The sequence below is a fragment of the Paenibacillus woosongensis genome (assembly GCF_030122845.1).
Lineage (GTDB): Bacteria > Bacillota > Bacilli > Paenibacillales > Paenibacillaceae > Fontibacillus > Fontibacillus woosongensis_A.
In genome coordinates this window covers 2,712,903-2,725,737 of sequence record NZ_CP126084.1, presented here as the reverse complement: position 1 = coordinate 2,725,737, position 12,835 = coordinate 2,712,903, and the positions used below count along the sequence as shown (strand labels likewise).

The window sequence follows — 12,835 nt, the reverse complement described above, 5'->3', positions numbered from 1 at the left end:
AAAAGACTGCCGGGTGCTTAGGCAGTCTTTCTGTTACATGAAGCATACTCTCGTACTAATCGTTGGACAACTCCTTGAACGATTTGATTTTACCATGAGGACGGCGATCTTGCTTTCGCGACTTCCAGGCAGCTTCTTTCCTTCTCTTCTGGTGAGTCATAACAAATTTCCCCCTCTGGAAAATGAGATGTATACCACTTCCTTATGTTGTCATTCCAGGGCTCTGTTCATGCACGAAATGGCTAACAATGTACAAAAGAACTTTCCTGTTATTGTCCATCCGAATCAAATATTTCATGAAGCAGCCTTACAACAGATGAAGCAAGAGCTGCCCATAATATACTATAATAAACAGGACTACGGTCGATGGATCAACAGTGATACGTAAAGCTCCTCCAATTAGGAGTCTCAGAAAGGAGTTTATAAAATGTCTGTATTCCCTTATGCATCCTATGACGCTGTAGGGCTCGCTCAGTTGGTTCGAAATAAGGAAGTTTCGCCTGCGGAGCTCGTACATGCTGCCATTGAACAAATCAATCAGCGTAATCCTGAACTTAATGCAGTCGTGCATACACGGTATGAAGCAGCTATACATGAAGCTGGACAAGTCAGCATCGGCGAACAGCCGTTTGCGGGCGTACCTATTTTGCTTAAAGATATTTCCCAATCCATCGGCGGTGAACCCCTAACCTCTGGCTCCAGGCTGTTCCGGCATTATAAAGCAAAGTCGGATTCCCATTTTGTCGCCAAGATCCGCCAAGCTGGTTTTATTCCCCTTGGGCATACCAACACCCCCGAGTTCGGACTGAAAAATATTACAGAACCGCAATTGTATGGTCCAACACGCAATCCTTGGAATCCTCTCCATTCACCAGGAGGTTCCAGCGGAGGCTCCGCAGCTGCTGTCGCATCCGGTATGGTTCCGCTGGCAGGCGCAAGCGATGGTGGCGGATCCATCCGTATCCCGGCATCATTCAGCGGCCTATTTGGACTTAAGCCAACACGCGGCCGGACTCCGGTAGGCCCTGGCGTAGGCAGACAGTGGCAAGGCGCCTCGATCGATTTTGCTGTATCTAGGACAGTTCGAGACAGCGCAGCGCTGCTTGATGTGCTCCAAGTCCTACAGAACGAAGCTGCATTTCAGGTCCCCTTGTACCCGGGAAAATATCTGGATGATATGTACCCTGCGAAAGACAGAACCTATCGTATTGCCTACACTACAGATTCTCCTGCAGGTACGGAGGTTAGTGAGGAAGCCAAACAAGCCGTGCTTCGATTAGTCAAATTTCTAGCAGCAGAGGGGCATTTTATCGAAGAGAAATTAAGTCCCGTCAAAGGTGTGCAGCTTATGGAAAATTACTACGCGATGAACAGCGGCGAAATGGCTGCCATGGTGCTAAACATTGAGCGCTCACTCGGAAGATCGATTACATCAGAAGATATCGAAATTGAAGGATGGGTGCTGCTTGAAGCTGGACGCAAGCTGTCCGCCGCTGAATATGCGCTCAGCCTTGCGGATTGGGACACAGCTGCTGCCCAAATGAATACGATTTGGGATCGGTACGACTTTTATATTACGCCAGCGACGGCCTTCCCGGCCCCTCGTGTCGGTGAATTAACACCAGGCCCGGAGCAAATCCAACATCTGCTCACTGTAAGCGACCTTTCACAAGATAAGCAGCAGGAACTGATTTACGAAATGTTTGAGCCAAGTCTGACCTATACACCGTTTACTCAGTTGGCTAACCTGACGGGGACACCGGCTATGAGCGTTCCTATATATCTCACCGAGACAGGATTGCCTTTAGGCGTGCAAATCATGTCTTCCAAGGGCCGGGAACATGATTTGTTCTCCCTTGCCCATCTTTTAGAAAGTTCTCCGTTATGGATCAGAACATCAATATTCTAACGATAACGCTTGACGGTTGATGTTACCTAACTTTTGCCGTATGACGGTTCACACTATCTAACGGTTGCTATCGCTGTTATTTCGCGGATGATTCACTATTTGAGATTCTAACGGTTGTATACGCGGCTATTCTAGCTTTTTTTGTATTGTTGCGACGATATTCGCATGAATAACGCAGATTACAACCGTTAGAGTTCCTAAGCTCTCATTTTCGTCGGATTAACGACTGTGGCAACCGTTAGAAATTCTTGCTTAAACGATAAGTGCGGTATCTCAAATTTCCGCTAGCCACAGCGAGCAAGTTCTTGGCCACAAGAGAACGAAGAATAACTCTTGTGCGATTCTCAGACAGAGCCAGATGAGCGGCTAGCTCGCGAGTTTCGAATACGCGCATCCATCTGCGTGCATACCGTAGCGTTTCTTTTTCTGCCCAGTTCAAACCTAACTTTACATCTATCGATACAAATTTCCCGACGAAAGATAGTACCAACTGCTTGCACATCCCGGGGTCGTCACGAATGGACAAGTAGGCTATCGGCAAAAACGACCAATCATCAAGCACCAGCATCGATTGCTTCATGCATATAGGCTAGATCAAGATAACGGTAGCGATTATTAAAATCCCGGACTTCATACTCAGGATGAAGATCGTTCAAGTTGCCAATCACAGGAAACCATATTGAACGCAAAAGTGTGACCGTACCGTGGCTCAATCCTTTTCTTAAAAGTCCACGTCTTCTCAGATTATCCTCTTCTGCTAAACGTGCTCATCTCTTCCCCCCTCGCATTAATTCAAATACAAAAAACCGCTTTAATACGACAAACGCTTGTCCCTGCCAGCTCGACCGTGGTCATTTGTTCAGCAAAAAAGCCAGCCATGCACCTTGTACTATACCTAAGAACGTCAAACAATCCTTTCCACCCATGTGGTTGACCACCGTCATGTAACGCCGGCGACCGCGCGCTGAGAGCTTAGCTTACTAATTTAGCAAGCTAAATAATCTACTTCTTACAGAAACAGGCTTACCTTTGCGCCATTTCATCCTTAAGTGTCCTCGTCCATTCTGTATTCCAGAATATCTCCAGGCTGACATTCTAAAGCTTTACATATTGCCTCTAAAGTGGATAAACGAATCGCTTTTGCCTTTCCATTTTTCAATATGGACAAGTTAGCCATCGTAATTCCAACTTTCTCAGAAAGTTCTGTAACACTCATTTTTCTTTTAGCCAGCATCACATCAATATTGATAATAATGGCCATGTTGTTCACCTCAGACTACTAAGTCATTCTCTGATTTTATATCGATAGCTTCTTGTAACAGCCTTTGAAGAACTGCAGCAAAAACGGCAATCACCATGGAGCAGAAAATGAAGACCATTCCAATGACTATGATCCCTGGGGCATCGTCTCGCTCCGCCATAAGATAGAAAAGTGGCATGCCTACCACAAACAAGCTGCTGATTGTAATTGCACAGTATTTGATCTTCTTTAATGACCGTACAGATAATTCCGAGAAAGCTATGTTCTTGTCAATACAGTTTAAAAGTTTAAAAGCTTGATACAGAGCAAAATAAAATGGAATCGCAGCGGCATACAAATCGATAAATACGAGATATTTCATATAAGTAATCTCTGGGGACAATTCTGCTGCGAAATTCGCGATCTCTGGCACTAAAAATATGCACAAGGCAAGAATCGGAAATCCAATAATAATAATTGCGCTCTTTAAAAAGAGCGTCGAAGCTTGTTTCATAGAAAGCACCTCACTTGTATAGTTCCATTTGACTTTATCACATCATTTATCGTTTTACAATAAAACATTATTGTTTATTATTATTTAATTATTGTTTTCATGCAATTAGCCAAGCAAAAACAGGCGAGCAGGAAGTCTTACGACTTTCTTGCTCGCCTGTTAGAAACAATAGGATTATACTCTCATGAGTTCATGTGAAGTTGCTACCCGGTTTACTCCGGTGTTCCTTGGGTCACGCCATGGATATAAGTGAACCAAGGGGTATCCAAAGCCCCTTGCCCCGGGTTATAGGTGAAGAAGTACTCCACGGTATCCCCATGCTGCAGGTTATTTAGAGGATAAGTATAATTACCGTTTCCCGTTGAATTCATCGCTACGTTCATCTGCCCGCCGTTATTAACCTTATAATGCAGATCGGCAAAAGTTGCTCCATGAACATAGAACTGCAAGTTATCGCCTGTTTTCTTTAACCCCCGCACCTCATCACCGATAATGATAGTCGTGGATGGATTCGGCACATTTCCGTTTCCACTTCCAGGATTCCCAGCACCGTTTTCCTTATAGACCCGCACATAATCGACCTGCATCGTAGCAGGAATATCGGACGGATTCGGCGTAATGCCGCCATCAAAGCTTCCGCCGATCGCCAGATTCATAATGAGATAGAAAGGCTGGTCGAATGGAGCGTTCGGATTGTTCGGTGCAGCTAGCGAATACCACTGTTCATTAGTCACTTTAAAGAAGAACTTGCCATCCACATACCATTTAATGTTGTCCTCTTCCCAAACGACGGAATAGACATGAAAATCATTGTCGATGGTTTGGCCTTCTGGGAAGTTATATTCGCCTGAAATATGCCGGTTCGCCGGCCATGTTCCGCCAAAGTGTACGGCGCCGGTCGACATGCCAGGCAAACGCCCTCTCGCTTCCATGACATCGATTTCGCCAGATGCTGCCCATGTCCCGTAAGGGCTGTCTTGCGGGAGCATCCACAATGCCGGCCACACACCATTGCCTGTAGGCAGTTTGGCGCGGAAGTCGACTCGGCCATATTGAAGGTTAAAATGATCCTTCGTGTTAACTTTGCCGGATGAGTATTGCGCAAACCGGTTTGGATCTTGCGGGAAAGATTTGGAATCGTGCAGAGCCCGGAGGTTCAGCTTACCGTCCTGTACGAATACGTTTTGCGGACTATCGGTATAGTGCTGCAGCTCCGCATTGCCCCAACCCCATGTACCAGGGTCATCATTGAGATAATAGCCCAATTCGTAGTTCCATTTGCTCGGATCCAGCGCAGTTCCATTAAATTCATCCTGCCAGATTAGATCCATGCCCGCTATCGCTGGATCGCTTGGCGTTCCGATGGCAATATCCTCATGGTCGCTTACATCCGGACGAGGAGCATTCGGATTGCCGATAAATGTGTAGTGCACATAATTATTGCCGATGCTGCCGCCCTTTTGTCCGTTTAATGGATAGCCGATACGGATTTGCATATCTTCCTGGATAGGCTGAAACCATAATCCATAAATGTAATCAGACCAGTAGCCCCATTGATTCTTGTCGGACATATTGTTGTAGCCGTTGGCGGAATATGAAAATCCACTTTGGCCCGAATCTCCCAAGTTAACCCATTGCCCGTTGATGTTAATCTCGTATACAAAATTATCAAGCTCCGTGCCAATTGGCGCGCCTCCGTCAATCTTAGGCAGCGGGATGCCAATCGCACCGCTCGTGTCTGCCGTAAATGTCGTTCCCTCATAAGGGGTAATGACATATGAATTCCTTACGGCTTCGTTAAAGTTGATCGTATATACAACGTTAACTAAAGAGGACTTCGATTCCAATTTGACGTTGATTGACTCCGTCACGTTAAACCAGTAGCCGCCGCCACCTTCGGTAAATTGACCAAAGTTTCGATCATAGATCCAGCCGCTCGCGGCATTATTGTCGATATCGATCCATGTGCTGCTGTTTACAGGCTTCACATACACCTTCAGATCATCCGCTACAGCTTCATACGTTACGGCCGGATCGTTATTGAATGTAGGATAGGTGAAGCCGGCTCCACCCGTAAAGCTTGCTGTAATTTCCGGCCCTTGGGTAGGCGTCATCGCTGTAATCGTGGTTTTGTTAATGTTCTGAAACACCAGCGTGTATTCCAGTGTAACGCCATTGGCTTTGGAGTACAGCTGAACCTCGGTTGTTGAAGAAAGAGTGAACCAGTAGCCGGTGAAACCGCCATCACTCCAGTGTCCCCAGTTCTGGTTGTAGACAAAGCTGCTGACACTATCAATATCTACCCAGTTGCCGCCTACCTTCACATTGACGCCTACGTCATGGGCTACATCATTCCAAGTGGCGGAGCCTCCGTTGAAAATAGGCATGACAAATCCGTAGCTGGCTTGTCCAACCCCTGATTTGGAGATGACGGGTCCGTCTGCTGGTGAAAAGTAATCCATAGAGGTAACCGCAGTTTCCGCGGCCTGTGCTTTCGAAGTTGGCCATAGGGCACCACTAGCAAGCATGAGTACCACTAAGAACAAGCTCCATCCCTTCAGCAAAAACCGCCTTTCCGTAGCATGAGATTCCTTCATAAATACACTCCCTTATTCGTAGTAGATGCACCCGGCCTAAGCCTTGTTAGAAAACGCTTACAGCAGAGAGCGTCTTAATTCTATCGAATTCCGAACCCGATGAATAGATGCCATATTTGGGATTGTGTCCCAATATTTCGGATCATTGATTTTATTTTTGCTTCGCCCAAAATGATAAAAAAGAGGAGTTCATAAGCGGTTCTCCTCTGTATCCCTATACAGTATCTTTATTCAGATGCGCCTCATTGGGAATGGAACTTTCCCCCAACGGCAAGCCTGCTTCCACCAATCGTTTATTGCGAGAGAAGAAAACAGTCAGCACGAGCATAAGCAGTCCAGTTCCAATTAATAGCCATTCTATATTCACTACATCGGCAAGCGGTCCGAAGATCAACATCCCAATGGGCATCATGGATGTAGAGATCATCCCAAAGACGCCGAAGATCCGGCCCAAATAATTTTCATCCACCTTCTCCTGCAGCATAACGGTCGTTGGTGTATTAAAGATAGGCAGCGCTACTCCGAATACCGCCATAATGGCTAAGTACATCCAGAAAACTGGCACAATGCCGAGTGCAAATGTGGACAATGCCATCACGAAGCTGGCAATAGCCATGGTGTACACTTTATTTTTGAAGCCGCCCCATGAGGCAATAATTCCCCCTCCGGCCATCATACCCACGGAAAACGCAATTTCGATGGCAGTCAAGCGCCATACATCTTCTCCGAAGCTGCGCGTAACCTGCAGCGGAGTCAAAAAGGCAGCGGGGGCCATGAGTACGAAGAAAAAGGCGAAAAAAATAAAAAATGATTTCAAAAAGGGGTGCTGTTCAATATATCGCAAGCCCTGTTTGAAATCGTTCAGGTAGCCTGTCATTTGCCCTTCAGATGCCTTCTGATGTATCGGAATTTTTAGGAAGACGAGCAATGTGAATATAGCCATTGCCGCTGTAATGACGTCGATGAAAAAAATCGCTTCAATCGATGCCATCGTGAGCAAAGCCGCGCTGACAATAGGCGAGATGAACATGGTGAGCGCTTGAAGGCTTCCATTGATGCCGTTTACTTTCGTTAGCTTGTCTTGCGGCACGATTTGCGGCAATATCGCTCCCACCGCGGGGGTCTGAATGCCAGCCCCGAGCGCGCGCACCGCTGCGATGATAAACAACAGCCATGTTGCTTGATAGCCAAGCAAGAACATGATGGCCAGAACCAGCGTAACCGCAGCGATCATAGCATCCGCTAGCATGATAAGTGATTTTCGATGGAAGCGGTCCGCCCAAACACCAGCAAACGGCGATAGCAGGAACGTCGGAATAAATCCGCAAAGAATATAGAGCGTCATCATGATCCCCGATTGTGTGGTCAGCGTAATGTACCACATAATGGCATATTGTACTAAAGACGAGCCGAATAGCGAGATGGTCTGGCTGCTTAAAAAGAGGATGATATTCCTCTTCCAATGATCTTTCCTGTTATCTTCGGTTTGTAGCATTATTCCAACCCCTTACTATCGACTTGAATATTTGACTTTATCACCAATTCATATTTTAGCCAGCACTGTATTTTAAATATTCTACTGAATCATCATTGACTCAGCAGCTCAGTAACCTTATACACGTTTGTATACAAGATTTCTTTTCGCTGAGTAAACTCTTCATTTGTGAGAATTTGAGGATAGCTCATGATCTTCAGCGGTAAATATGTCTCCCCTTTCTGAAGAGGCGGCTGCACATAATCAAAAGGATTGAGCCGGAACCCTAAGCGCTCATAGAAGCCTATTCTCCGCTGGGCAATGTCAGTGTCAGGATATTCCACCTCCAACAGGATGGGCTTGGATGACTCGTTCATATATGACGCCATGATTTTACCGCCTATACCGCTCCCACGCGTGTTTGGATCAACAGCAATATGTTCGATGAACCGGAACGAAGGAAATTCCCATACTGCCATAAACGCGATCCCTTGGTTATTGCTGTTTGTTTCCGTAATGAGACGGTAATGCGGATCGGTCAGCAATTCCTTCTGTCCGGCGTAACTTCTTCGTTCACTTGTTGGAAATGAGGTTTTCATCAGCGCGAAAATATGTTCAAACTGTTTGTCGTTCATGATCAAATTCTCCCTTATCTAGGTTGTTCTTATATCTATATTATACTCCCTTCTATCCAGTTATCATTTCACACTTCATTCAGATCTCGCCGAAAGCATGAATAACTTTCCTCAACTAACCAAACACTACGGTTATGAGGAGGCTGATCTTTCATGTGTCAACGTTTTTCAATGGCAGCCGAGCTGCCGGAGGTTCAAGAGCATTTTCAGATAGAACGAGTGATGTATTACTATAGAAACCGTTATAATATCAGACCGACGCAGAATATTCCAGTCGTCCTGCAACACAACGGGGAGCGAATTCTGGATGAATTTCGTTGGGGATTCATTCCTTACTGGGGAAAAGATGCGATTAATGCGGATCTTAGAAACGTGCATCAGAATCCGTCCTATCGCAAAATAGTAGACAAGCAGCGTTGCGTCATTCCGTGCAATGGAATGTATTATTGGAAACAGCAAGGAAAGAGATCGTACGCAGTGCGGGTCGTCATGAAGAACCGCAGTATGTTTGGAGTCGCCGGGTTATACGAAATTTGGCGGGATGCCCGCGGGGAACCGCTACGTACCTGCACGCTGGTTATGACAGACGCCAACCCGCTCATTGGAGAATTTGAGAGCCGCATGCCAGCCATACTTTCTCCGGTGAATATGGCCCGGTGGCTCGATGAGCAGACCAACGACCTTGATGCCCTCGATCCGATTTTAACGCCCCATTCAGCGGATGAAATGCATGCTTATGCAGTAACGCCTCAGATCGAGAACAACAGGCATGACACCGATGAATGCATTCGGGAAATGGATTTGAACCGGGCGTGGATCAAGCGCTGATTCCCGCGCCCGGACCGTTGAATTATTTTAAAAACTATACTGCCTATTACTGCCTTTATATGATTTCTTTCCGCTTATATAAATAAGCATATAATATGATTCCCGAAATCGAACTTAACGCTGCACATAAGCCTATAACGCCATAGCCGGCCTGAAGCCCCCGGAACAGGCCAATATACGTTTCGGCCCCGAACATGGCCTTTGTAATTTCGATAACTCCTCCAATGAGATAGTTGCCGATGACGCTACCTACTCCCATCAGAGTAACGGTAAACGTAATTGCAGTATCACTGCCCTTCGGGTATCTTCTGGCGATAAAAGCCATAACTGTCGGATAGATCATGGCAATGCCAATACCTGCAGCTGCAAATAAATATGCTAAGTTCTCTCCGCCAAAGATCGCTGCAAATGTACATACGGCCGAGAAACCTGAGAATACAACTAATGATAAAGTAAAGCCGATTTTGTCGGTTAACGGGCCAAGCAAAAGCCGCGCTAGCGCAAAGCATAGGAAAAATGCCGATAACATGCCTGAAGCGGATACCGTGCTCCAGCCATATGCTTTTTCCAGAAAGTTAACGAGCCACCCTCCAACGGCCAATTCCGATACGACGCCAAAGGTTAACACGAGGACCATCAGCCATAAAACGGGGTCCTTAAGCAATGTTTTTAGAGATAAGCGTTCTTCATGCTCGATGTCATCCCCAGGAAAAGTGCTGAACAAGGCAAATCCAATCGGGATGACGGACAATAGCAGCATAACCAGATACATGCCTCGCCAGTCCAGCGTATAACCGTTGATCGTAACCTCCATCAACCCCGTTGCAATGAGCGGTGCAACTGTCGAACTAAGGCCATAAAAGCCATGGCTTAAATTCATCATCGTTCCCGTATTTTTTACAAAGATGCGGGCACCCAGAATAGCCAGCCCGATTTCCAGCATCCCGTTTCCAATATACATTAGGAAATAGGATGCCGAGAACAGGGAATAGTGCTGCGAGAAGAAGATGAATATACCCGAGGCAGCCATCGACGCAAAAGCAATGATCGTTACCCGTTTTATTCCCCATAACTTTGTTAGATAGGCCGTAAAAGAACAAGCGATTAAATAACCAAGCGCATTTAGGGATAACAAAGTCCCCAGCTGCGATTCGCTTAGCATAAAGTCCAGTTGAATTCGCGGAATGGCAGGACCTTTGATGTTTTCCGAGAATCCGAATATGACAAACCCTATAAAGATGGTAGCCAGCTGCATGACGTACATTTTGTTGATATTCCCTGACCGTTTCCCCACTTTTTAATGCTCCTTATCCATTATTTTTTTTAATGACCCGCAGGTGATAGGCGCGGCTTTCCAACGTCTCCGTGACCATGCCTTTCATGTATTCTTCGTTCGTGTCGTTTTTAACAAAAAGCTTAGGCATGTGCTCTTTGGGGATATATTCCACACAACCCTCATATATTTTTATCAGCTGCGCCTCACGGGGCAGATCCCCTGTTATCGCTATGGACACCGGGTTAATTAATGCAATGATCGAGGTGAGTGTTTGAACCGCCAGCCGGACAAAGCCTTCATCCGTTTGCAATTGCAGCAGCTGCTCCTCTCGTGAGATTCCGAAAGGCAAAAAAGAAGCCTCTCCAGCGAACTTCGTGTTACCGGATAGAATTTGGCCTATCATATTCATATCGTTTTCAACAATCACTGGAAGGGTATATTTCTCTTCCAGGTATGGGCCCAAAGATTTGCCGGCAAGATCAGGAACATCACAAACACCGATTATGCTGCAATGGGCTACCCCAGGCACACCGATCCCAATGGCCTGCGCATTGGAGTATACCTCCCCTATCTTAATTCGTCAATTGCAGCCTCTATATTAAAAATTCCGTCCATATCGTTCTATTGAATATGCTTTTCAGCTATTGGATAAGATGAGATTAACCACTAAAAGGAGGGTTTCATTTGGGAGAGAATAGTGATAAGAAGATCCCTCACGAACAAGACGTGACGCGTGAGACATTGACAACTCGCCAAGGGCATCCGGTGAAAGATAACCAAAATATTCGCACGATTGGTGACCGCGGTCCAGCAACACTTGAGAATTATCATTTTATCGAGAAGATTTCTCATTTTGACCGTGAAGAGGTACCGGAGCGTGTAGTACATGCCCGCGGGACGGGCGCATTCGGATATTTTGAAACCTACGGAAAAGTGGGAGATGAACCCGTCGAGAAATATACCCGAGCAAAGGTCTTCTCTGGCGCCGGAAAAAGAACCCCGCTCATGGTTCGCTTCTCCACCGTAGCAGGAGCAAAGGATTCACCGGAAACCGCAAGAGATCCTCGGGGCTTCGCTGTGAAAATGTATACCGAGGACGGCAACTGGGATCTGGTTGGCAACAATCTGAAGATATTCTTCATTCGTGACGCGATGAAGTTTCCTGATATGATTCATGCTTTTAAAGCGGATCCCGCTTCGAATGTACCGCATCCCCAGCGCATGTTTGACTTCGTCTCCCGCTCCCCGGAAGCAACTCATATGATTACCTTCCTGTTCTCACCCTGGGGCATTCCGGCAACATACCGCCATATGCAGGGTTCAGGCGTGAATACTTACAAATGGGTTAATGACAAAGGCGAAGCCGTACTGGTGAAGTATCATTGGGAGCCGAAGCAAGGAATCCGTAATTTGACGCAAGAAGACGCCAACGCCATCCAGGCGAAAAACGTCGGACATGCGACGCAGGATCTATATGAAGCGATTGAGCGCGGAGATTACCCAGAGTGGGAGCTATTTGTGCAGATCATGGAGGATAGTTATCATCCGGAGCTGGATTTTGATCCACTCGATGATACGAAGCTGTGGCCGGAAGATCAATTTCCATGGCTGCCGCTCGGCCGCATGGTTCTGGACCGGAATCCCGTCGATTTTCATGCGGAGATCGAGCAAGCCGCCTTTGGTACAGGGGTGCTAGTCGATGGGATGGATTTCTCCGACGATAAAATGCTGCAGGGACGTACTTTCTCATACTCCGATACGCAGCGCTACCGCGTAGGCGCGAACTATTTAAAGCTGCCCGTGAACGCGCCAAAAACAGCTGTGCGGACAAATCAGCACCGCGGCCAAATGGATATCCGTGACCCGAAGGAGTCTGGAGAAAATCCGCATATTAATTACGAGCCTTCCATGATTGGCGGTTATCAGGAAGCCGGACAGGAGACTCGTCCGCAGCATCGTCCGATGTATAATGCGGCAGCCATGAGCGCGCCGATAGATCGTCCCAATAATTATGGGCAAGCGGGCGATACGTACCGCTCATTTGAAGATTGGGAGCGCGAGGAGCTGATCAAGAACCTGTCCGAAGCGCTTGCGGTATGCGACAAACGAATTCAAGAGGCGATGATCCATCACTTCACACAAGCGGATGAAGACTATGGCCGCCGCGTGAAGGAAGGGATCGGCAGGGTCATGAAAGAAATGCAGGAAATGAAGAAGGACAATCAGCTCCCTGGCCGGGAAGCAGGACAATCAAAATATGGCCATGGCTCATTAGCTGCGAACGAAGCCACCAAAGAGGCTGTAGAGAAAAGCCACGAAGCCGATCCATATTAATGACGTTAGAAAAGGCTGCAGAACCGTG

12 protein-coding genes are annotated in these 12,835 nt (G+C 46.8%); 3 read left to right on the top strand and 9 right to left on the bottom strand.

Annotation, left to right across the window (positions count from 1 at the left end):
- Nucleotides 1-55 precede the first annotated feature (55 nt).
- Entirely contained in the window at nucleotides 56-160 is a 105-nt protein-coding gene (locus QNH46_RS12415) for a DUF6254 family protein (protein ID WP_283924590.1), read from the bottom strand.
- A gap of 267 nt (nucleotides 161-427) precedes the next feature.
- Here QNH46_RS12415 and QNH46_RS12410 point away from each other — a divergent pair, with 267 nt between their 5' ends.
- Nucleotides 428-1,909, top strand: a complete 1,482-nt coding sequence (locus QNH46_RS12410; RefSeq protein WP_283924589.1) for an amidase — start codon at nucleotides 428-430, stop codon at nucleotides 1,907-1,909.
- Between the two features lie 238 nt (nucleotides 1,910-2,147).
- Here the strand turns inward: QNH46_RS12410 and QNH46_RS12405 are convergent, their stop codons facing one another.
- The 6 genes from QNH46_RS12405 to QNH46_RS12380 form a co-directional block, all read right to left on the bottom strand.
- A complete protein-coding gene (locus QNH46_RS12405) occupies nucleotides 2,148-2,489 on the bottom strand; it encodes a hypothetical protein (protein WP_347342914.1) in 342 nt (113 codons plus the stop codon).
- Nucleotides 2,490-2,954: 465 nt separating this feature from the next.
- On the bottom strand, nucleotides 2,955-3,170 hold the full coding sequence (locus QNH46_RS12400; RefSeq protein WP_283924588.1) for a helix-turn-helix domain-containing protein: 216 nt from the start codon (nucleotides 3,168-3,170) through the stop codon (nucleotides 2,955-2,957).
- A 10-nt stretch (nucleotides 3,171-3,180) separates the two neighbouring features.
- The gene (locus QNH46_RS12395) at nucleotides 3,181-3,663 is read right to left on the bottom strand and encodes a DUF2975 domain-containing protein (protein WP_283924587.1); all 483 of its coding nucleotides are present in this window, start codon (nucleotides 3,661-3,663) and stop codon (nucleotides 3,181-3,183) included.
- Nucleotides 3,664-3,875: 212 nt separating this feature from the next.
- The gene (locus QNH46_RS12390; RefSeq protein ID WP_283924586.1) at nucleotides 3,876-6,260 is read right to left on the bottom strand and encodes a glycoside hydrolase family 16 protein; all 2,385 of its coding nucleotides are present in this window, start codon (nucleotides 6,258-6,260) and stop codon (nucleotides 3,876-3,878) included.
- Nucleotides 6,261-6,474: 214 nt separating this feature from the next.
- Nucleotides 6,475-7,755 (bottom strand): MFS transporter, encoded by a 1,281-nt coding sequence (locus QNH46_RS12385; RefSeq protein ID WP_283924585.1) that lies wholly within the window; start codon nucleotides 7,753-7,755, stop codon nucleotides 6,475-6,477.
- 92 nt (nucleotides 7,756-7,847) lie between these two features.
- Nucleotides 7,848-8,369 carry a GNAT family N-acetyltransferase gene (locus tag QNH46_RS12380; RefSeq protein ID WP_283924584.1) on the bottom strand — a complete coding sequence of 174 codons (522 nt, stop codon included), beginning with the start codon at nucleotides 8,367-8,369 and terminating at the stop codon, nucleotides 7,848-7,850.
- A gap of 153 nt (nucleotides 8,370-8,522) precedes the next feature.
- Between QNH46_RS12380 and QNH46_RS12375 the strand changes: the two genes are divergently transcribed.
- Nucleotides 8,523-9,197 (top strand): SOS response-associated peptidase, encoded by a 675-nt coding sequence (locus QNH46_RS12375; protein WP_283924583.1) that lies wholly within the window; start codon nucleotides 8,523-8,525, stop codon nucleotides 9,195-9,197.
- 55 nt (nucleotides 9,198-9,252) lie between these two features.
- Here the strand turns inward: QNH46_RS12375 and QNH46_RS12370 are convergent, their stop codons facing one another.
- Nucleotides 9,253-10,461, bottom strand: coding sequence for an MFS transporter (locus tag QNH46_RS12370; RefSeq protein ID WP_283928425.1), 1,209 nt, complete (start codon nucleotides 10,459-10,461; stop codon nucleotides 9,253-9,255).
- Nucleotides 10,462-10,504: 43 nt separating this feature from the next.
- Nucleotides 10,505-10,882 carry a hypothetical protein gene (locus tag QNH46_RS12365; RefSeq protein ID WP_283924582.1) on the bottom strand — a complete coding sequence of 126 codons (378 nt, stop codon included), beginning with the start codon at nucleotides 10,880-10,882 and terminating at the stop codon, nucleotides 10,505-10,507.
- 275 nt (nucleotides 10,883-11,157) lie between these two features.
- On the opposite strand from QNH46_RS12365, the gene QNH46_RS12360 reads away from it, so the two are divergent.
- Entirely contained in the window at nucleotides 11,158-12,807 is a 1,650-nt protein-coding gene (locus QNH46_RS12360; protein ID WP_283924581.1) for a catalase, read from the top strand.
- Nucleotides 12,808-12,835 lie beyond the last annotated feature (28 nt).